Source organism: Colwellia sp. MB3u-4 (genome assembly GCF_014077065.1).
GTDB lineage: Bacteria > Pseudomonadota > Gammaproteobacteria > Enterobacterales > Alteromonadaceae > Cognaticolwellia.
The window spans coordinates 69,515-91,323 of sequence record NZ_JACGVE010000066.1; the positions used below are offsets into that span (position 1 = coordinate 69,515).

Genomic DNA, 21,809 nt, shown 5'->3' on the forward strand with positions numbered 1-21,809 from the left:
CATGGAATATATTGAAAACAAGACCTTTGATGAAATAGCTGTCGGCGACATAGCAGAACTGACTCGGGTACTTAAACCGCAAGATATTGAATTGTTTGCCGTCATGTCAGGCGATGTTAACCCTGCCCATGTTGACCTAGAATATGCAAAAGCGGATATTTTTCATAAAGTAATCGCCCATGGTATGTGGGGTGGTGCGCTTATATCAGCCCTATTGGGGACACAATTACCGGGTCCAGGCACCATTTATTTAAATCAATCTTTGAGTTTTAGGCGTCCGGTTAGTATTGGTGACAAGGTATTAGTACGGGTGACAGTGATAGAAAAAATTGCGGACAAAAAACAGGTATTGCTTAAATGTGAATGCCTAAATCAGGACGGCGAATGCGTTATCATAGGCGAAGCTAGGGTTATAGCGCCGAGCGAGAAAGTACGCCGACCCAGAGTGATATTACCTGAGGTGCATTTACATGAGCACGGGGCGCATTATCAGAAATTACTTGAATCAACCAAAGACATTGCCCCCATTAGAGTGGCAGTGGTGCACCCTTGCGATGAAATATCCTTGCTTGGAGCCATTGAGGCAAAACGCCAAGGGGTTATTGAGCCCATTTTGATCGGCCCTAAAGATAAAATTATTGCGGTGGCCAGCCAAGCCGGTTGCAGCTTGGCTGGCATAAAATTGATTGATGCACCACACAGTCATGGTGCAGCGGAAATTGCCGTTGAAGAAGTGCGAAAAAATAATGTTGACGCCATCATGAAAGGTAAATTGCATACTGATGAATTAATGCAAGCTATATTACATAAAAGCAAGGGGTTACGTACTGAACGCAGAATGAGTCATATATTTGCATTAGACGTGCCCACTTACCATAAACCACTATTTATTACCGATGCCGCCATCAATATCGCTCCCGATCTAAACGCCAAGCGTGACATTGTACAAAACGCTATCGATTTACTGCATACTTTAGGCATAACCCTTCCTAAAGTAGCGATTTTATCTGCGGTTGAAACGGTTAATTCAAAAATACTTTCAACCCTAGACGCCGCTGGATTATGCAAAATGGCTGACCGCAAGCAAATAACGGGCGGTATAATCGATGGACCCTTGGCATTTGACAACGCTATTTCAAAATCTGCTGCGGCGGCTAAAGAGCTAGTATCAGAGGTTGCCGGTGACGCCGACATTTTAGTCGCACCCGACTTAGAAGCCGGCAACATGATCGCTAAACAGCTGATATATTTAGCGGGTGCAGAATCTGCCGGTATTGTACTTGGCGCTACAGTACCCATAATTTTAACCAGTCGGGCCGACGGAACACTTTCACGACTTGCCTCTTGTGTGTTAGCTCAGCGCTACGTCGATTATACTAAGAAGACTATTTTATGAACGATGCGGTACTGGTTATTAACGCAGGATCGTCGAGCATCAAGTTTGCGCTTTATAGCTTTGCCACCCCTAGTTCGCAGGCATTACTCAGTGGTAAAGTCGTCAATATTGGTCAAAGTCCGACACTTTATGCCATAGACGCTAAAGGCAATGATTTAACCAACAACGACCTTGCTGCATTTAATGATCAAACGACACATGAAGCGCTAATAAAGTGGCTGATTGAGTGGCTTAATCACCATAACCAAGGTTATAAAATTAAAGCTGTTGGTCATCGTGTAGTACATGGCGGTCGCGACTTTTTAACGCCAACAATACTTACAGTTAGCGTAGTTAAACACTTAAAGACACTGATCCCACTGGCGCCACTGCATCAAGGGCATAACCTTGCCGCTATTGAAGCCTTTTTTAACTGGGCTCCTGAATTACCCCAAGTCGCTTGTTTTGATACCAGTTTTCATTCCACACAACCCGCGCTTGCACAACTGTTTGCTCTACCGCGCGAATATAGCGATAAAGGCATTATTCGTTATGGATTTCATGGTCTTTCTTATCAGTATATTGCCAGCTGTTTGCCACAATATTTGGGCACACTTGCCAATGGACGCGTTATTGTCGCTCATCTAGGCAACGGCGCGAGTATGTGCGCCTTAAAGCAAAGACAAAGCGTAGCAACAACTATGGGCTTTACAGCGCTTGATGGTTTAATGATGGGCCAACGTTGCGGCAGCCTTGATGCCGGTGTTGTTATCCACCTTTTACGCCATTATAAAATGAGTGTAGAAGAGGTAGAACATATGCTCTATAAAGAGTCTGGGCTACTGGGGGTTTCGGGTATTAGCAGCAACATGCAAATACTAGAACAAAGTAACGACCCACAGGCAAAACAAGCCATTGACTTGTTTTGTTATCGCGCTGCTCGCGAACTTGCTGCTCTGGTTAGCACCTTATGTGGCATTGATGCCATTGTTTTTACTGCCGGTATTGGCGAAAATTCCGCGGCCATACGCGGACAAATTTGTCAGCACTTAACTTGGCTTGGGGTTAGTTTAAATGCAAGTAAAAACCGTCAGCATAAAAGCGTTATTAGCCAAGATGACTCAAGCGTTAAGGTGCTGGTAATACCCACAAACGAAGAGATTATTATCGCCCAAGCGACCCAAGAATTACTTATGGGTCGCTAAACGCCTTACTTCAGCAGCAATGAATACAGGATCAATGTCGCGTCTTCTGGATGAACTTTAGCGGACATACCCAGATGTTCAGCTAATTTTTTTATACGATAATTACTGCTGAGTTCAATTGAAAAAAGACGTTTTATATTATTGGCCTTTGCATGCTCAAATAACGAATGCAGTAACACAGTCGCAACCTCCTCATAGGGATAATCATCTGCAACGGTTATTGCCATTTCACTTTCGCCCGGCACTTTGTCAGCCGCGTAGCGACACATTCCAATTTCTTTTTCGCCTTCTCCAGTTTTAATCGTCGCGATATAAGCCATGGTATCTACATAGTCAATATTACTCAGCACGTTCAACATGGAAGGCGATAATTCTTTTAAACCTTCAAAAAATCGTTCATATTTTGTTTGCATTGATAGCTTTTTTACAAAGGCTGCTTCTAAGTGCTTGTCTTCAGGAGTGATGGGCCGGATGGTGATCTCAAGATCGCCAATAGTCACGTTTTTATGATCGCTGGTCAGTTTTTCAGTCATGCTAAATCCTCTTGATGCAAACTTAATTGTTTATGGTGATTGTAAGTAATGATAGAAGAATTTTGTGACTTAACCATTGGGGATTCCCTCTAAAGCACTGTGGTTTGTACTTATACCAAGGGGGAATACCTATACTGATGATTTTTATTATTTTTTTTCTTATGTTATGTGGGCATTATTTCTTATTTAAGACAATGTTCTTGCATCTACAGTGATCACCTAGGTACCTAGTGAGATAAGGTGAAAAGTCACTAAGGGGAAGCCACATTCAAATGTCGGACATCCCTAATATTGGTAAAACAAATACCAAGGTACAGTTTGTTCGATCGCAACACTTAAAGCGTGCATTACAAGCCAAATGTTGCAGATCAAAAAATCCCCCAATATATGCTAGTTGCCACCGATTCAATATAACAAGCATAAACACGACCTTTTATGGAAATAAATGATGAAAAAACCTGTCATTAGGTTAATGGCGTTTAGCCTTATTGTTATTGTGATCGCAGCTTTTTCTTGGCAATGGTGGCAAAGCCAACAAACATTATTGCCTGCAGATATTGCAACAGGTAACGGCAGAATAGAAGCCGACCAGATTGATATTACGACTAAGTACGCCGGCCGCGTTAAACATATTTTAGTTCAGGAGGGTGACCTGGTTACCCTTGATCAAGTGCTAGCTAACATGGATACCACAGAACTTGATGCACAATTAGCACAAACACAAGCACAAGTTCTGCAAACACAGGCTGCTGTAGTCGAAAGTTCCGCATTAATAGCGCAACGAGAAAGTGAATTAACCTTGGCAGAGCTTGAATTCAAGCGCGTTGCTGCGTTAGTTAAAACCGGCGCAATATCACAAAGTTTGGCTGACCAAAAGCAAACCATTAAAGCTACTGCCATTGCGGTTTATAATGCAGCTAAAGCCCATGTAAACACACTTGAACAATCAGTATTGGTTGCTCAAGCCGAAGTCAAACGTGTGCAAACACAAATTGACGAAGCCGTGCTTAAATCTCCTGCAATGGGACGAGTACTCTATCGATTAGCGCAACCCAACGAAGTATTAGGCAGCGGCGGGAAAGTATTAACCATTATTAACCTTGGCGATATATATATGGAGGTTTTTCTCCCCTCTGCACAAGCCTATTTAACCCCCATAGGCGCTCAAGCTAGGGTGAAACTAGACATACTCGATATCGCTATTCCAGCACAAGTGAGCTTTGTTTCTCCTGAATCACAATTCACCCCCAAACAAGTTGAAACACAAAGCGAGCGCGATAAATTAATGTTTCGAGTCAAATTACGCATACCTCAAGCTTTGGTATTAAACCATATTGAGCAAGTTAAAACGGGCGTGCGCGGGGTTGCGTATATTCGCTTGTCAGCAACCAAAGGGAAACAAGCCTCTGCTTGGCCGGTATTTTTACAAAAATTACCTGATGATATTAATCCTGCCGAACAAAGTAGTCAGTAGAGGACACCTTAAGTGAGTAAAACAATGCAAACGGTAACGCGTATCCAAAAAGTTACTCATCATTATCATAATACGCTAGCGCTTGACGATATTACGTTAACTATTTCTGCTGGCATGATGGTCGGATTACTAGGCCCTGATGGTGTGGGTAAGTCAACGCTGATGGGCTTAATTTCTGGCGCACGAAAACTGCAACAAGGTCAATTAACCGTCTTAGATGGCGATATGGCCTTAGCGAAACATCGAGAATTAATTGGTCCTCGCATTGCTTATATGCCACAAGGTCTGGGTAAAAACTTATATGCAGAACTGAGTGTAGAAGAGAATTTAGACTTCTTTGCAAAATTATTTAACCAGCCTGCTCATGAGCGCAAGGCGCGAATTGACAAGTTAACAAAAGCCACCGAATTACACGCTTTTTTATCACGTCCGGTTAAAAAACTCTCAGGTGGCATGAAACAAAAGCTTGGCCTGTGTTGCGCGCTTATTCATGATCCTGACTTACTGATATTAGATGAACCAACTACGGGTGTCGACCCCCTTTCAAGACGACAATTTTGGCAACTTATTGCGTCTATCAGGGCACAACGCCCGACCATGAGTATATTAGTCTCTACCGCCTATATGGATGAAGCTGAAGGTTTTGACTATTTAATTGCCATGGATGCCGGACGTGTTCTTGATACCGGTACGCCACAGGAAATAAAAGCTAAAACCCATACTAAGGATCTAGAAAGCGCATTTGTGCGTTTATTACCGCAAAAAAAACGGGCTAACCATAGTAAATTGATCATCCCACCCTTTAAAAAAAGTAACGCGTCACCTGCAATTATAGCTAAAAATTTAACCCGACGTTTTGGCGATTTTACCGCAGTAAATGATGTCAGTTTTGAAATACAAGCAGGAGAAATTTTTGGTTTTTTAGGCTCAAATGGTTGCGGTAAAACCACAACCATGAAAATGCTCACAGGCTTGCTGTCGGTTAGCAGTGGTGAGGCCTACTTATTTGGTAAAGCGGTCAATGCAAACGATATACAAACACGTCAACGCGTTGGCTTTATGTCACAGGCTTTTTCATTGTATGGCGAATTAACCGTAGCGCAAAATCTGACCTTACATGCGCGTTTGTTTCACCTCGCCCCAGCTCAAGCAGCACAGAGAATTAACACACTCACTAAACGCTTTGGTTTGCATACCTACATGGATGAAGCTGCCGCGTCTTTACCTCTGGGTATGCGCCAACGTCTGTCGCTTGCAGTAGCGGTTATTCATCAACCAGAAATGCTCATTTTAGATGAACCTACGTCAGGTGTTGACCCCGTTGCCCGAGACCAATTTTGGGCTTTATTAGTTGAGCTGTCGCGCACCGACAAGGTGACTATTTTCATCTCTACCCATTTTATGAACGAAGCCTTACGCTGTGATCGCATTTCATTGATGCATGCCGGTGAAGTACTTATCTATGGTACCCCTGAGCAATTGATTGAGAAAAAAGGCGCTGAGACTTTAGAGCAGGCATTTATTGCCTATTTAGAAGCAGCGATTAAACAAAAAAAATCAATTGAAAATATACTTTCATTGCCTATCCCAGCCTCACCTCCAGAGTTACAGCCTAGCGCCTTAGAGCTAGAGTTGCCGGCATCAAATAAAGACAGTGCCAAACATAATCGATTTAGCTTTCATCGGCTATTGGCTTACAGTTACCTTGAAACTATGCAAGTATTGCGCGATCCGATACGCCTTGCCTTTGCCTTTATCGGCAGTGCCATATTATTGATAGTCATCGCTTATGGTATTTCACTCGATGTAGAAGACTTAAATTACGCCGCGTTTGACAATGACCGTAGCCCAGAAAGTCGTCAGTATTTAAGCAATTTTCAGGGCTCACGTTATTTTGTTAGTCGCCCTGATGTTCATAGTAATGATGAGTTAGAGCAACGCTTAACATCCAATGACATTACGCTGGCACTTGAGATCCCTGCCGGATTTGGCCGAGCGCTTAAAAATGGCGAATCGCCTAGCGTATCTGCTTGGATTGACGGCTCCAACACTATTCGCGCTGGCACTATTGCAGGTTATGTAACCGGCGTGCACTTGCATTATATTACCGAGCTAGCCAACAATGCAGGTATTGACGCCAGTGCCTTGGCAAAGGTTAACTTAGCATCGCGTTATAGATACAATCCTGCTTTTAAGACCGTTTTTTCGATAGGGCCTAAAACACCTGCAATGTTGTTGCTATTGTTTCCCGCTATTCTAATGGCCGTTAGCATATCTCGAGAGAAAGAAATGGGCACCATTACTAACTTTTATGTAACACCCACCAACAAACTAGAGTTCTTACTAGGTAAACAACTGCCTTATATAGTTATAGGAATGCTTAATTTTTTCATTTTAACCTTTATGGTGGTGTTTTTACTGCAAGTGCCATTACAAGGCAGCTTTTTTGGTCTTATGCTCGGCGCCTTGTTTTATGTGTTTGCGGCCACAGGTTTTGGCTTGCTGGTGGCTTCAATCACCCAAACCCAAGTGGCTTCAATTTTTGCTACCGCGATCTTATGTATGCTACCCACCTTACAATTTTCAGGCATTGTGCAACCCACTTCAACACTTGAGGGTGCGGGACATATTATTGGCACAATTTGGCCTGCTACTTATTACATGCATTTAAGTGTTGCCGCTTTCACTAAAGGCCTGGTGTTTGGTGATTTAGCGAAAGACATTATTTTACTGGCCCTTTTTGGTCCTGTCTTTATCGCTATAGCCGCTACCTCACTTAAAAAGCAGGAGCGCTAACTGATGAATACCTGGCTCAATATCTATTGGTTAGGCACGAAAGAATTACGTAGCCTAGTAAGCGACTTCATCATGTTGATGCTCATTGTTTACTCGTTTAGTTTGGCCATATATGCCGAGGCGACAGCCATTAGTGAATCGGTACATAATGCGTCAATTGCGATTGTTGATGAAGACCAGTCGGCCTTGTCTGGCACCATTGCTAACGCGCTCTATCCACCCTATTTTAAAACGCCAATATTTATTTCGGCCCCTCAAACAGACCGAGCAATGGATCAAGACAAATTTATGTTTGTGGTTACCATTCCGCCTAAGTTTGAGCAAAATGTGCGTCAGGGTCGTCAACCTACAGTGCAAATAGATATTGACGCTACAGCAGTCACACAAGCCAGTATAGGCAATGGCTATATACAGAGCATTATTAGCCAAGAAGTGAATTATTTTTTTAAGCGCTCAGACCAAAGCACCGCCTACCCAGTAGAACTTATTATGCGCCAAGCCTTCAATCCAAACGGCAACGGCATGTGGTTTAGTGCTATTAATGCACTGCTTAATCAAATCACTATGTTAACCATTATTTTGACCGGCGCAGCACTTTTGCGTGAACGCGAGCATGGCACAATTGAACACTTATTGGTGATGCCTTTGAATGCGTTTCAGATAGTGATGGCTAAAATTTGGGCCAATGGCTTAATTATTTTGATCGCTTTTACTTTGTCAATGTTTCTGGTGGTAGAGAATATACTCGATATCCCCGTTGCCGGTTCAAAATTATTGTTATTATTAGGCACTTCTGCCTACCTTTTTGCCGCTGCTGCCATCGGTATATTTTTAGGGACTATTGCGCAAACCATGGCGCAATTTGCACTTTTGGTGCTTATGGTTATTATTCCTATGGTGATGCTCTCGGGCGGCTTAACACCGATTGAAAGCCAACCTGATATCATTCAACCCTTAACTTGGTTATTACCTTCAAGACACTATATGGAGTTCTCTCAAGCCGTTGTTTTTCGTGGTGCAGGCATTAATTTAGTCTGGCCACAATTGACTATTATTATTGCGCTTGGTGCAGCATTTTTTATCGCCAGCCTTGCCATGTTTAGACGTTCTTTAAAAAGCATGACATAGCAAGGTCAAGCACATACCTATTGTCGCTTATCCTAAATGTGTTTTTTGAATTGTTGCCCTTTTTTAGCAAAATAAAGTCTAACGGTGAGAAACTTGATCACTATCAAAGTTTATAAGCTTACTTATATGATAAAAAAGACCATAACTAGGCTTAACCAAAGAGAAGATTATGCGATTTGAAAGCGCCAGAGATGCACTTAAACATGCGAAAGAATTCCATCAGAAATTAGTTGTTTTTTATCAAAAATTAGCCAAAGATGAAAATATACCAAGAACACAGTTATTGTTGGAATATATGATCAGTGAGGAAAAGAAATTAGCTGAATCATTAACCCATTATGAAAAAAACACGCCATCGGGTGTTTTAGATACTTGGTTACAATATGCCAATGATCAAGAAATTTTAAAACTGCCAATAGTCAAAAATCATCCATCAACACAATCGATGGATGATATTTTAGAATTATCCATGCAAATGAGTGATGAACTCATAGCAGTATATCAAGTAGTAGCAGAGCAAGTTGACGAGCATAAGGTCAAAGACATTTTCAATAACTTAGCTGACATGCAATGGCAAAAACAAAAACGCATATCAATGAATTTTGATAGGTTTATGGATATCTAGCCTACCTGAGCAGGCCACAAGTTTTCTCTCTAAAGAGGCAATACACAATAACTTTGCCTTAGCATAAAAAATAGCGACATCTGCTACTGACAACTATTCGTTATCTTGATTTGTATCAAAATATCGCCTTCAAAAAAGCGTAAAGTGGTGTTTCTAGCCATATAAAGTCAACAAAATTGGGGCACGGTCAATCAATGAAATTTAAAGATTACTACAAGATCCTAGGCTTGGCTGAAAATGCTGATCTAAAGGAAATCAAAACAGTCTATCGTAAGTTGGCCGTAAAATATCATCCTGATAAGAACCCTGAGCCCGGGGCAGAAGAAAAGTTTAAAGAAGTAGCTGAAGCCTACGAAGTATTAAAAAATGAGGGAAGAAGAGCTGAGTACGATAAAATGAGACGCTATGGCTCAGGTTCATCCGAGGGTTTTAATGCACCACACGACTGGCAATCTTCGAGCGGTAACAAGCAATATCAGTCAAACGAAAATGATGATTTTTCTGACTTTTTTAATTCCTTTTTTGCTGACCGAGCCAAGTCTAGAAGACACTCACAAGCGCATAGCGAGGATCTATTTAAAGGCCAAGATTTTGAAATGGAATTACCGGTTTTTTTAGAAGAAAGTGTCTCAGGTGTCACTAAACCCATTGAATATCATGTCCCTGCACCCATCAATGGTCAACTCACTAAAATCAAGAAATCACTTAATGTGAAAGTGCCTAAAGGGGTTAAAGATAGTGAGCGCATAAGGTTAAAAGGCCAAGGCGCACCTGGCAGCAACCATAAGTTAAACGGGGATTTGTATCTGATTATTAGATTGGTGCCGCACCCATTATTTGATGTGCAAGGCTCAAACTTATTATTAAACGTGCCCCTGACGCCTTGGGAAGCTGCACTGGGTATTAAACTTGAAATACCGACACTTGATGGCAAAGTTAAGCTCAACATTCCCGCTAACTGCCAGAGTGGTCAAAAACTACGAGTAAAAGGCAAAGGGCTCAATAGTAAGTCCGGTCAGGGGGACCTGATCACCGTCATCAAAATTGTAATTCCGCCATCAACTACCGATGAAACAAAACAGTTATGGCAACAACTTGCTGAAGTAGAAAAGTATAACCCCAGAACAGAGTGGAGTTAGCCAAAATGACAGACATAAGCTTACATATTTCAGTCAATGAATTGTGTGAAATAGCCGGAATTGAAAAATGCATCATAATAGAAATGGTTGAATACGGCATTGCTGCACCTATATCAGACAGTCAAGATTCAGAATGGATTTTCGATTTGGAGAGTGCTCATTGGATCAAAAAAGCCATTAAATTGAACCAACAACTTTTAATTGACTGGGTCGCCATTAGCTTAGTCATAGATTTAATGAAAGAGAAGAAAAAGCTCGAACAGGAAAATAAACTTTTAAAAGCTAGACTGAATAGAATTGATTAGTTTAATTGAAATCACTCTATAAAATTAGTCAACAACTGAGTGTTAATGGAGTTTATAACTATGAATAAATCAAGCGTTTTTTGGTCTGTGGGCATTGTCGTTGTCGTGAGTTTAACCATAGCGGGTTGCAGCAGTAAATTTGCAGAGTCTATGCGTAAGATAACTTACCCTCCGGGTTTTAAATACACTGAACCCGCTGAGCTTAGATCTGACATGGCTAGATTATCGCAGCAAATGCTATTACTCGATAAAGCACTCATTAAGGGTTATGAACCCACTCAAGATGGTGCGAAGGACCAGCGCCAGCAAGTACTGCAAGCATTACAAAACATGGGAAGGACTGCCGCTAAATTAATTACAGGAGAAGCAGGAGGAAATCACCCTTTTATGCAAGATCACATGCAAGACTTTGTCGCTGCAATTGACCAAGCAAGGGCCGCTGCCGCTCTTCAAGAGCCAAATTATTATTTTGCAGGCAAAGTTTCTGGTGGCTGTACCAATTGCCACAAAGTAAATCGATAATTTTTGCCGATATCAGCCAAAGATAATAAGAAAATAAGAAAATCAAACGAGAAAGTAACCCTTGGCTCTCGCATGATAATTATAACCAAACGTTATTTGCACTTTATTAATCTGTTATACCGACAGTCGGCTGTAATTGTTGTACTTCAAACTTGATACTAAGGTTTATATATCAGCTCTCCCCTTTGTTTGTAGACTGCCGGAAACTAAACAAGTGATAGCCCTTTGGCTAAGTCTATTAATCACGTTAAGTAGTTTCCACAATTCATTAAGTATAATACCGAATAGTATATGACGTGGGTTTGAGTAATTATCATATTAATTTATAGTCAATTTTTAAAGGTAACTCACCATGAAAAAAAATGAGCAAAAAACAGAATTACAAGTCAGTTATAAAGCAATGGTTGATGCCATAGAAGACTTTGTAATAACAGAAGGTAAAACTTTACAGCAGGCTTTTCATGCCGCAGAAGAGAAGCTCAAAGATGCCAAGGAAATTAGCAAAGATAAAATTGAGGAAGCTAGCAAAGACTTAAAAGATAACTTTCGAATGTTAGGTGAAGCATTCGAAGGCGCAGGTGAAGCCTATAAAGAACAAATAAAGTTGGAACTGGCTTTTGTAAATAGTTCAATTTGGGACAAGTTACAAAGTATCGCTAATTCAAATACAGTAGAATTAGTAGCGTTTACCAAGAGCCTTAGAGAACAAGCACAAACTATCATAACAGAGCAGCACCTTGCGGCCCACCAAGAGCACAGTCAATGGAACTCTGAACATGCTTTATGGCTAGATGAGATAAAGTATTGGACAAAAGAGCACCAAAAAGCGCTGACTAAACTAGTCGCCATAGAAGAAACCATGCAGCAACAAACATCAATATTGATCGAGCATAGTCAGGCTATTCAAGCTCAAGCTAAAGTTGCTCATGAACACGAAAAAATCATGAGAAATACTGAAGATAATTTCAGTAGCGAGAGTAAAACCGTGGAGAAAAAATCAGCCCCAATGCATAAAAACGAGCGGAAGATACACACACAGCAAAAAGAATTACATCATAAAATAAAAACCCATCATTTTAAAATAATGGCGATGATCAATATGCTTTATAAAGAAATACATAAAGCAGACTAAAGATGAAATTACCATGAACTAGGCGGGTAAATATTTCCCTAATAGACAAAGATATTATAGCGCTGAAGCAGTACGTTGTTTTTTAATAATGTCGGTTCAGCATGCACCATTTTATTGACCCTCAAGATACAGTCATATCAATGGCGCATTACTACATAGGCTTTTTTCCAACATAATAATCTGTGCCATAGGCTTTTTAGGCTAGTTATTAATTTACTCAACAGCTAGCTTTAAAACGCTAGCCTTTGGCTTTTTACCGGTTTTGCAATCTTCTGTGGTCTTTAGCTGTTTTTAATCTACCAATAGTTGAGACTTTTCAGCTGAAAAATCGATGGATGATATTTTGGTATTATTTATAAAAAAAATTAAATAATTATTCATAGCAGACTACTGGACTTAAGTTTAAGTTTAAGCTATTGATAAAATTAAGTTAATCTTTAAAACACAATCTGTCTACAAACCGAATATCAATAATTTTTGATAGCTTTATGGATATCTAATCTAGCTTAAAAGTTGGTGAACGTTGAACATTAAAAAAGTATTAATTATTGAAGGGGTTATTAACTTCTTATTGATGATGATCAAATTAGCTGTTGGCTTTTCTACCTACTCAACAGCAATATTAGCTGATGCACTCCACTCATTAACCGATATAGCAAACAATATTGTTGCCTGGTTTGCGATCAATCAATCTGAACAACCGCCTGATGAAGATCATCAATATGGTCATAAAAAATTTGTGCCTTTAGCGATATTTTTTCTAGCGACTTTGCTCAGTGTTGTTGCCATTGAAGTTATTGTTCAAGCCGCTAGCCGCTTTGGTGAGCCCGTGTTAAATAGCTCGATTGGCTTAGGGGTAATGTTTATTGTTTTAGGGCTTAATACTGGCCTTACTTTGTGGGAGTCTTTTTGGGCAAAAAAATTAAATTCGACTTTATTACAGGCAGATGCGAGTCACACATTTAGTGATGTACTGACTTCTATTACCGTTATCATTGGCTGGCAACTAGCAGCACGCGGATACTATTGGCTTGATACAGTTTTTGCTATTGCTGTTGCTTTTATTATTATGTTTTTGGCTTATAAGCTATTTGTACAATCCATTCCAATACTGGTTGATAAAAGCCTGTTAAACCAAGCTAAAATTGCGCGCACAGTAACCGAGCTCCCCGAAGTAAAATCAGTTAAATTGGTACGTACCCGTAATGATGGCGAGGCTAACTTTGCTGATATCACCATTAAAGTTGACTTGAACCTTTCTTTAGCTACCTCACACGAACTTGCAGATAAAATCGAAGGCCTTTTAGCAACGCAGTTTAACATTGTCGATACCACTGTTCATATTGAACCCGCTCTTGATGAGGATAAACAAACTCAAGATTGAAAATAACTTGCATTGGTCAGCGAACTATCCTCAATTAAGTAGTCATTCTCAACAAGGGGTAGCATAAAGTAAAATACTGAGCCGACAGGAATATTTTTAGTATAATGAATGCTGCCGCCGTGCTCTTCAATAATACTTTTTGAAATAGAAAGCCCGATACCCATGCCATTCTTTTTTGTTGAAGAAAATGCTGAAAACAACTTATCTAGCATACTGCTAGACAAACCACATCCGCTATCAACAACTGATATTTTAATGCTCTCAATAGCGGTTAACTGAGTCCTTACTTCAATAACACTGCCATTTTTAAAATCGATAGACTGCATAGCTTCCATGCCATTGCGCAATAAATTTAACAAGACTTGCTGTATTTGTACGAGATCAACCAATACAATTAATTTTTCACTACTGTGGCTTATCTTAATATTGATATCACGCATACGAGCATCGTGTTCGGCTAATTTTGCTACTTCGTCAATTAACTTATTGCAATCAAGTAATTCTTTTTGCCTTGCCCCCTGTTTTGTCATGATTTGCATGCGCTCAAGCACGGCACCGGCTCGGTGTGAATGTTGATTCAGCTTTTCGAATATTTCCGGCAATTTTTCGAACTTACCGCTATTACACAGACTTTTACCCGATTGAGAAAATAATGAAATAGCAGTTAACGGCTGATTGACCTCGTGCGCAATACCAGCCGCTATTTCCCCCAATGAATTCAATCTATCGGCATGAGCCATTTGTTCAATGTGCATGCGTCTTTGATCTTCAATGACCCTTTGCTGAGTAATATCTCTGATTAAACCAACAAACATTCTGTCTTCATGGCATTGAATATCATTTATTGAAAGATGAATAGGAAATACACTACCATCCTTGCGCTTGGCGTCTAGTTCTCGTCCAAGGCCAATAATATTGCTTTGGTTGGTACGTATATAGTCGGTTAAATATTGATCATGGTGATTTGCATAAGCGCTCGGCATCAACCGTTTTACATTGGTATTTTCCACTTCATCAAAGGTATAACCAAACATGCGTTGCGCAGCGTTATTAAAGCTTTTTATATCGCCTTTATGATCTATGGTAATCACAGCTTCAACCACTGAATTTACAATAGCATCAGAAAATTTATGGCTGCGTATAAGGGCTTTATCCGTGTTTTTAATATCGGTAATATCTGTGATATAACCCTCGAGAATAGTTTCATTGTTTAACAGTGAAGTAACCGCTTCGCCTTTTTCCCATACGATACGAACCGACTTATTTTTACATATTATGCGATATTCAAATTCGTAAAATTTTTTCTCACTGACCGCTTGCCTAATTATTTCATATACCCGCTGGTAATCGTCTGGGTGTACAACTCTGCGCCATAAAACGCGATGAGACTCAAACTCGTGCTTAGCGTAACCCGTTAACACCTCACAACCTTCACTGACTAGCATCATGGGTCCGTTAGGTTTGTCATAAGCTTGGTATGCCATACCAGGTAGGTTTTTCAATAAATGTCCTACTTTGTTGCGTTCATCTATTATGATTTTAGTTTTATTTCTTGCCGTTAACGCTGTGTATACCGCCAAGGTAACAAATACACTCAGCAAAACACCCAGCAAAAATAAAGTCCCTATCATCCCATAATGTGAGCGACTTAAAAATTCGGATGTGGGTACTATGTCAATTTGCCAAATTTGCTGATGAAATTTAAAACTTGCTTGGCTGTGCCAATGGCTAGTATTTATTGTGGGGGTTGTTTGGTCTGAATATATTTCTTGGCCGTCAATATAGAGTGAAAAATCATGTTCCATCAGTAAATACGAAGGCAGGATTGCAGCTATATAAACGTCGAAAAAAAGTAAGCTACTAATAAAGCCTGCCAATGGTTCATTTAGTGACTTATTATCAAATATTGGCGTGTATATTCCGATCGCCCCGCCACGAATTGAACTCAGTGGCATAGTGATAACGGACTCACCTTTTGGTTGTGCTTTAAATGCGGCAGATAAAGTCTCAGGGTTAAGCGCCAAGTTGAGGTTTTGGTTGATTTTGTTACCCTCAAATGATTTGACTCTGCCAATATGGTAGTCGTTACCAATCCAAGCAATGACTTGATACCCACCACGCGTATCATACAAATTTTTGCTAATGGTGTGCCAGTCGTCATCTGTTATAGTTGAAGTAAGTCGAGATGACTTGGCAAATTCTGTCAGGGTTATTATACGGTTTTTCAAGTCGTCTTTAAGTAACGAAGCTATGCCATTAGCCGTACTCTGCGACAAACGATTAATGTGTGCACGGCCTTGAGATTCTATAGAAACAACCATGAAGGCAATTAAACAAGCCGCCAAAACACCCGTAATGATCGAATAAAAAAGAATGCTTTGTTGTGGTGACAAGGATATTCTCCCAGTCTTATTATTTTGTTCATAATCCATATAAACTCAATCTTCCTTAATTTTGACGACGCATTGCCATGATGCCCTCGTTACCCAGAAAATAATAACCCAAAACATTCACTTTGCCATGTAAGCATTAAATGAATAATAGCTTGCTTTATAGCTATTGAAATTAATAATTCAGCACGCTAATTCAGTATTTAAAATAACAGTTTTAATACTCTTAAGAGGAGATAGCGTTGCAGCAAAAGGCTTTTAGTCCTCTATATTTATTGCTCTGTATTTATTACTCTGTATTTGGTTTTTTTAACTGTGTTAAGGATAGTCGATATCTCACTTTGTTAGCACTGGTGATTTTGGTCTGGATTTTTACTTGCTTAATTCATTATTTTAATCACTATCACTCAAGGCTTCAAAGCCAGAGACCACATCAAATAACTCTTCATCTATATCGCTTTGGCGAAGGCGATGAAAACTTAGATTCAAATCATTCTGTTGTTCCTCGATATTTTTTTCTGCTCGTTGCATCGCCGCAAGACGACTAGCATTTTCGCTTGCCAATGACTCTGCGCACGCTCTGAACAAGCTAACAAAAAGGTATTCACGTACCAATGCTCTTAGGGTTTTATCTCGTTCAGGTAGCACTTCAGGTAGATTATTCGTCGGCCACTTAATATCAGTGAAATTTTTTTGTAAGCTTTCACTCAAGGGCAATAACTGTTGACTCACTGGCTTATAAATAGAGTCAACTTGAGGACGATGATGAAAAAGATAAACTTGATCTATTGTTCCTAGTTCACGCTGTGCTTCAATTTCAGTCAATATGTCAGCCACCAATGCCGTTATAGCATTAATTGAATTGGGTAGTATAAAGTCGTCTTTAAGTGTGACTTCATTTTCAGCCCAATGGGTATCAGCTAAACGCGACTTTATACGTTCGCCTACAGCCCAAACAATTTTATGCCCTGTTTTATGCGCTGATATTGTTGCCAAAGTGCTAGTAACAAATTCTGCCATCACTTCATTAAATTGACCCACTAGCCCCTGATCTGAGCCAAACACGATCACGCCCACACCAAGCCTTTCTTGTTGATTGCTGATTTTTATAGCGTTAGGCGAGCTGTGTCGTTGAAAACAAGCAATTAGCCCAAGTTGCACGGTACGATAGTAATCATCAAGTGAACTCACAGCATGCTCATATTGGCTAATACTTGAAGATGCCATAGCCTTCATGGTACTTACCACAGACTTAAGTTCTTCTGTACTGGTGATTTTTCGCCTTAGACTAGCAACACTGTCGGTCATGTTTTATTACTCATAAATAATCACTTATCGTTCGCTCTGCATCGTTGATCCTTTATAGTTATTCACTAATAGATAGTTATTCACTTATAAAGCCTCGTTAATTAAAACTGCGCTAAGCAATGTTACTTTAGCTTTTCATCCTTGGGTAAGTCATTAACTGAATTATCAGGCAAGTCACTCGCCGAATCACTGCTTGAGTTACTGGGCCTATCACTCGGAAAAAGTGTGATCAATGCATCGCGCGCAAGCTCAATAATACTCGCTCTATCTTCCTTACTTAATGTTTTAACACTTTGTAATCGCTCTGTTATCTCAACAGGAATTTCAGCCGCTGAAACGCGGACTAGATGTTCGGCAGACGTCATATCTGCTAGTGGGATGTCATCAAATAGCTTAGCGGTCAAAGCGAGAAGAACAGAAATTTGTTCAACCATAGAAACAGGACTGAATTCCGACTGTTTCAGGCAGGCACGAATACGCCGACCATGTTCGATAATTTTTAGTGTGCTGTCATCGAGTTTAGCGCCAAAGCGGGCAAAGGCTTCAAGCTCTTCAAATTGTGCATAAGCCAGTTTTAGGTTAGCTGTTACCGCACGGTAGGCAGCGTTTTGTGCCTTACCACCAACACGTGATACAGATTTTCCTACATCAACCGCCGGCAAAACACCCAGTTCAAACAGCGATGGTGAGAGATAAATTTGGCCATCGGTAATAGAAATAAGATTAGTTGGAATGTAGGCGGAGATATCCTGCGCTTCGGTTTCAATAATAGGCAATGCCGTCAAGGAGCCACCGCCAAGCTCTTCACGCAAATGCGTTGCGCGTTCCAGTAAGCGAGAGTGAATATAAAAAATATCACCCGGGAATGCTTCACGACCAGGCGGTCGCCGCAACAATAAAGACAGTTCGCGATAGGCACGCGCGTGATGAGTCAAATCGTCATAAACAATCAAAACATCACGGCCCTTTTGCATAAAATACTCGGCGATGCTTGTTGCCGAATAAGGTGCAATATAGGCAAGTCCGGGTGGTTCATTACCTTCAGTAACCACTACTATAGTGTAGGCTAACGCACCTTTTTCGCGTAATGTTGCAATAACTTTAGCCACACCTGAAGCGCGCTGGCCAATGGCACAATACACGCAGAGTACGTTCTGATCTTTCTGATTTAAAATAGTATCAAGGGCAATCGCTGTTTTACCCGTCTGGCGGTCACCCAAAATCAATTCCCGCTGACCGCGCCCAACAGGCACAAGGGCATCAATAACTTTGATACCCGTTTGCAAGGGTACGCTGACCGGTGCGCGATCCATAATAGGCGCAGATGGTCGTTCAACAGGAAGGCGTGTGCTAGTCAGTAATTTTCCCTTAGCGTCTAGCGGTTCACCAATCGGATTAATGATACGCCCGATCAGTGCATCGCCCACAGGTACATCAACCACATTACCTCTGCGTTCAACTTCATCACCCACCTGCAAATGCCAATAATCACCAAGCAGCACAACACCGATTTCATTTTCATCAACATTAAAGGCAATACCAGAGATACCACCTGGAAAGCTAAGTAACTCTTCAAAACCTACGTTAGGCAAACCTGAAACTATGGCAATGCCCGTTGTGATGCGGATAATATTACCGACTTCTTTGGCCTGAAATGGTGGCGTAAAAGCTGCCCGTGCTTTTGCCATGCTTGAAAAAACATCATCAAAGGTTATTTGTAACAAGTTTGCTTTGATAAAATCAGCCTCAGGTTTCATTACGGCCCTTTTCAGTTTTATTGGTGGGTATTGCATCATTAGCATCAGTAATAACAGCAGTTTCGTTTTGACTCTTTGCTTTATCATTGATTTGGCTATTATCTAAGCTGTTATCTAAGTTATTGCCTTCACTATCACCTTCACTATTACTTTGCGCTTTGCTTTCAACATGAACTAAGCTTTGTAATATTTGATCCACCCCCTTAGCCAAGGAGGTGAGGTAATCACTGATACTCCAGGCTACTTTTTGGCCATTCGCACTGATTTCAATACCACTAACGACAGTTGAATCGATGACAAATGCAAAGGCTATTGCATCGTTATCGTCATAGCCAAGGGTATGTTTAATCGTGCTTTCAATCTGCGCACGCTGTACCTCAGTTAAAGTAAAGCCTGTACGCACTACCAATGGGGTTTTATTGGTTGGTATCAATGATTGAAATGCCAATTTAAAGGCTGCCTTTTCTTCAACGCTGATTGTTTTAAAACGTTGAAGAAACACTAAAACTATTTGTTCTTCTAAACTTACTTGTGCTAAATCATTAAGTACCTTGCGAACAATGTTAAACACCTCTTCACGTGCGCGCTGGCTAAGTGCATCTTGCAAACTTAGTTGCTCATTTTTAAGTGCAAGCTGAAGTTTTACACGTAAGTCGTCTGATTGTTGTCTAACCTCGTCGAATAAACGCGCACGCTCAGTTTTTACCTCAGCGCTAAGCTGATTGGTGCGCGTTGTCTGTTGGGCATCAAACACAGCATTTTTATGCACAAACTCATTACGCTGCTGCTCGGCTTCAACACTTTTTTTGTCCGCATCAGCAAGCGCACTAGCAATGCGCTTTTCACGAGCGTCAATCGCATTGAGAATAGGTCGATATAAAAAGCGCTTTAGTAACCACGCGAGAATCAGAAAATTGATGACTTGCGCAATCACGGTAAACCAATCAATAAGCATAATTTATGGCCCTACCACCTGAGCAGCAAGCACATAATTCCAAAATGGATTGGCGAACAACAAAATCATCGAAACTACAAAACAATAGATGGCAGTAGATTCGATCATTGCCAAACCAACGAATAATGTCCGGGTGATGGTTGCCGATGCGTCGGGCTGCTGAGCCAGAGAAGACAGCGCAACCGCCACTGCCTTACCTTCAGCAAGCGACGGGCCGACAACACCAATAGCAATAGTAATCCCAGCAGTGATAATAGATACCACCGCAATTATAGTCATGCTGTCCATAAGTTCTCCAAAGTTAATCCTAGTTGTTTATGCATTGTCTAACTGCCCTTGGCGGTAGGTTTTATTGTACTAGTAGCCGCAGCGATATAGACAGTGGCTAAAATAAAAAAAATATAAGCTTGCACAATACCCGTGAGCAAGCCAAGTACGGTCATCACGATGGGAAACAAAAAAGGCGTAATACTGACAAGAATACCGATGATCATGGCACCGCTCATCATGTTGCCAAAAAGACGTACGGCCAGAGCGAGCGTACGAGATATTTCGCTGATAATGTTAAAAGGTAGCATGATAAAAGTGGGCTTAGTATAAGAAGCAAGGTAGCTAGCTAGGCCTTGTTCTTGAATACCGTATAGTGGCACCGCGATAAAAACACATAGCGCCAGCGCCGCTGTGGTCGAGAGTGAACCTGTCGCGGGTTCAAAACCTGGAAAGACAGTACCCAAGGCAGAAATGGCAATAAATAAAAACAGTGAACCGAGAAAAGCTAAGTAATGGTGAGGGTACTTTAAGCCAACGTCTTCGATTTGTTTACTGATATTAATCACCACGACTTCAAGCAGATTTTGCCAGCGAGAACGATGTAAATGGGTGCTTAGCTTATGGGTAATCAGCATCGAGCTCAGTACCAAGACCAAGATCACCGCCCAAGTGGAAACTATAGTAGCGTTGAGTTTTATAAACCCCAGTTGCCAGAAAATGATTTGATCAGGGCTAAGATTCATAAATTACGGCCATAGGCTGTTTGCTTTTGTACTGGCTCTGACGGCTTGTTTTCTCTCAGGTTTTTTTGAGGTTTTTTGTGAATACTTTTTTCAGTACTGTTGTCAGAGTATCGCGTTGCCAAAAAGCGCACCACCATAAAACCGACTAAGCCAGCAACCAAGCGTAACCAGTTGTCACCAAGGATTAAATAAAAACCAACAATGACCGTACTGGTTCGAAACAACAGGCTAAAGACAAATAACAGCGCAACATATTGACTTGAGCCAAGCTGACGCACAGTCCACCAAAGCCCTGCAAAATAAAATACGCCAAGCATTGCCCCCACTAGCAAGGCAAATAATCCCTCTAGGTTATCAATCATCATTATTTTCGTCCTCGTCTCGGTGAATCTCTTTATATTCCTTATCGACCCAGCGCCAAGCGGTAAAACAGCCAAGGCATAAACCGATAATGAGTAAGGTTAATGTCCAAGAGTTTTCGCTTGGATAATGCTTATCTAACCAAATGCCTAATGCGGCGCTAAGTAGTGTTGGTATTGCCACCGACCAGCCCACTAGCCCCATCATACCTAGGCCAGACCACACGGTTTGATTAACATGTCGCTGCGCTTTAAGTTTTCGTGTGGCCATATCACCAACCTGTTGACTAAACTTAGTGTCGCGGTGCTTAGCTTGAGATATTTTAGTGTTAGCTAACTTAACCTCAGCCAATTGCGCTGCATTTAACTCAGCTTTAAGTTTAGGTTTGGGTTTGGGTTTATCAGGCAT

The 21,809-nt window shown here is 40.9% G+C and carries 20 protein-coding genes; 11 read left to right on the top strand and 9 right to left on the bottom strand.

Going from position 1 to position 21,809, the window contains the following annotated elements; genetic code table 11:
• The first annotated feature begins 1 nt into the window (after position 1).
• Positions 2 to 1,396 (top strand): bifunctional enoyl-CoA hydratase/phosphate acetyltransferase, encoded by a 1,395-nt coding sequence (locus tag H4J61_RS03235; protein ID WP_182137964.1) that lies wholly within the window; start codon positions 2 to 4, stop codon positions 1,394 to 1,396.
• Entirely contained in the window at positions 1,393 to 2,580 is a 1,188-nt protein-coding gene (locus H4J61_RS03240) for an acetate/propionate family kinase (RefSeq protein ID WP_182183633.1), read from the top strand. Before H4J61_RS03235 ends, H4J61_RS03240 begins: the two co-directional genes overlap by 4 nt.
• Positions 2,581 to 2,585: 5 nt before the next feature.
• On the opposite strand, the gene H4J61_RS03245 is transcribed toward H4J61_RS03240, so the two are convergent.
• Positions 2,586 to 3,113 (bottom strand): GNAT family N-acetyltransferase, encoded by a 528-nt coding sequence (locus H4J61_RS03245; RefSeq protein WP_182137962.1) that lies wholly within the window; start codon positions 3,111 to 3,113, stop codon positions 2,586 to 2,588.
• Between the two features lie 445 nt (positions 3,114 to 3,558).
• Between H4J61_RS03245 and H4J61_RS03250 the strand changes: the two genes are divergently transcribed.
• The 9 genes from H4J61_RS03250 to H4J61_RS03290 all read left to right on the top strand — a co-directional run bounded on the left by H4J61_RS03250 (position 3,559) and on the right by H4J61_RS03290 (position 13,618).
• Complete coding sequence (locus tag H4J61_RS03250; protein WP_259363074.1) at positions 3,559 to 4,587, top strand: HlyD family secretion protein; 1,029 nt, start codon at positions 3,559 to 3,561, stop codon at positions 4,585 to 4,587.
• Between the two features lie 24 nt (positions 4,588 to 4,611).
• Positions 4,612 to 7,383 carry a ribosome-associated ATPase/putative transporter RbbA gene (gene rbbA / locus H4J61_RS03255; protein WP_182183703.1) on the top strand — a complete coding sequence of 924 codons (2,772 nt, stop codon included), beginning with the start codon at positions 4,612 to 4,614 and terminating at the stop codon, positions 7,381 to 7,383.
• A gap of 3 nt (positions 7,384 to 7,386) precedes the next feature.
• Entirely contained in the window at positions 7,387 to 8,511 is a 1,125-nt protein-coding gene (locus H4J61_RS03260) for an ABC transporter permease (RefSeq protein ID WP_182183635.1), read from the top strand.
• A 169-nt stretch (positions 8,512 to 8,680) separates the two neighbouring features.
• A complete protein-coding gene (locus H4J61_RS03265) occupies positions 8,681 to 9,136 on the top strand; it encodes a hypothetical protein (protein WP_182183637.1) in 456 nt (151 codons plus the stop codon).
• A 194-nt stretch (positions 9,137 to 9,330) separates the two neighbouring features.
• Positions 9,331 to 10,275 carry a DnaJ C-terminal domain-containing protein gene (locus H4J61_RS03270; RefSeq protein WP_182183639.1) on the top strand — a complete coding sequence of 315 codons (945 nt, stop codon included), beginning with the start codon at positions 9,331 to 9,333 and terminating at the stop codon, positions 10,273 to 10,275.
• A gap of 5 nt (positions 10,276 to 10,280) precedes the next feature.
• Positions 10,281 to 10,580, top strand: coding sequence for a chaperone modulator CbpM (locus H4J61_RS03275; protein WP_182137959.1), 300 nt, complete (start codon positions 10,281 to 10,283; stop codon positions 10,578 to 10,580).
• 60 nt (positions 10,581 to 10,640) lie between these two features.
• Positions 10,641 to 11,102 (top strand): hypothetical protein, encoded by a 462-nt coding sequence (locus H4J61_RS03280; RefSeq protein WP_182183641.1) that lies wholly within the window; start codon positions 10,641 to 10,643, stop codon positions 11,100 to 11,102.
• A 352-nt stretch (positions 11,103 to 11,454) separates the two neighbouring features.
• Positions 11,455 to 12,234, top strand: coding sequence for a zinc ribbon-containing protein (locus H4J61_RS03285; protein ID WP_182137957.1), 780 nt, complete (start codon positions 11,455 to 11,457; stop codon positions 12,232 to 12,234).
• A 523-nt stretch (positions 12,235 to 12,757) separates the two neighbouring features.
• Positions 12,758 to 13,618: a cation diffusion facilitator family transporter gene (locus tag H4J61_RS03290; protein WP_182183643.1), complete on the top strand. Its 861-nt coding sequence runs from the start codon at positions 12,758 to 12,760 to the stop codon at positions 13,616 to 13,618.
• On the opposite strand, the gene H4J61_RS03295 is transcribed toward H4J61_RS03290, so the two are convergent.
• The 8 genes from H4J61_RS03295 to H4J61_RS03330 all read right to left on the bottom strand — a co-directional run bounded on the left by H4J61_RS03295 (position 13,609) and on the right by H4J61_RS03330 (position 21,809).
• Positions 13,609 to 16,050, bottom strand: coding sequence for a PAS domain S-box protein (locus H4J61_RS03295; RefSeq protein ID WP_182183645.1), 2,442 nt, complete (start codon positions 16,048 to 16,050; stop codon positions 13,609 to 13,611). The two genes, H4J61_RS03290 and H4J61_RS03295, sit on opposite strands and share 10 nt — an antisense overlap.
• A gap of 351 nt (positions 16,051 to 16,401) precedes the next feature.
• The gene (locus H4J61_RS03300) at positions 16,402 to 17,316 is read right to left on the bottom strand and encodes a F0F1 ATP synthase subunit gamma (protein ID WP_182183647.1); all 915 of its coding nucleotides are present in this window, start codon (positions 17,314 to 17,316) and stop codon (positions 16,402 to 16,404) included.
• Positions 17,317 to 17,438: 122 nt separating this feature from the next.
• On the bottom strand, positions 17,439 to 19,073 hold the full coding sequence (locus H4J61_RS03305; protein ID WP_182183649.1) for an alternate F1F0 ATPase, F1 subunit alpha: 1,635 nt from the start codon (positions 19,071 to 19,073) through the stop codon (positions 17,439 to 17,441).
• On the bottom strand, positions 19,063 to 20,028 hold the full coding sequence (locus H4J61_RS03310; protein WP_182183652.1) for a F0F1 ATP synthase subunit B: 966 nt from the start codon (positions 20,026 to 20,028) through the stop codon (positions 19,063 to 19,065). The genes H4J61_RS03305 and H4J61_RS03310 overlap by 11 nt, the downstream gene beginning before the upstream one ends.
• 3 nt (positions 20,029 to 20,031) lie before the next feature.
• Positions 20,032 to 20,316 carry a F0F1 ATP synthase subunit C gene (locus tag H4J61_RS03315; RefSeq protein ID WP_182137951.1) on the bottom strand — a complete coding sequence of 95 codons (285 nt, stop codon included), beginning with the start codon at positions 20,314 to 20,316 and terminating at the stop codon, positions 20,032 to 20,034.
• 38 nt (positions 20,317 to 20,354) lie between these two features.
• Positions 20,355 to 21,041 (bottom strand): F0F1 ATP synthase subunit A, encoded by a 687-nt coding sequence (locus tag H4J61_RS03320; RefSeq protein WP_182183654.1) that lies wholly within the window; start codon positions 21,039 to 21,041, stop codon positions 20,355 to 20,357.
• Positions 21,038 to 21,406: an ATP synthase subunit I gene (locus H4J61_RS03325; protein ID WP_182183657.1), complete on the bottom strand. Its 369-nt coding sequence runs from the start codon at positions 21,404 to 21,406 to the stop codon at positions 21,038 to 21,040. Before H4J61_RS03325 ends, H4J61_RS03320 begins: the two co-directional genes overlap by 4 nt.
• On the bottom strand, positions 21,396 to 21,809 hold the full coding sequence (locus H4J61_RS03330; RefSeq protein ID WP_182183659.1) for an AtpZ/AtpI family protein: 414 nt from the start codon (positions 21,807 to 21,809) through the stop codon (positions 21,396 to 21,398). Before H4J61_RS03330 ends, H4J61_RS03325 begins: the two co-directional genes overlap by 11 nt.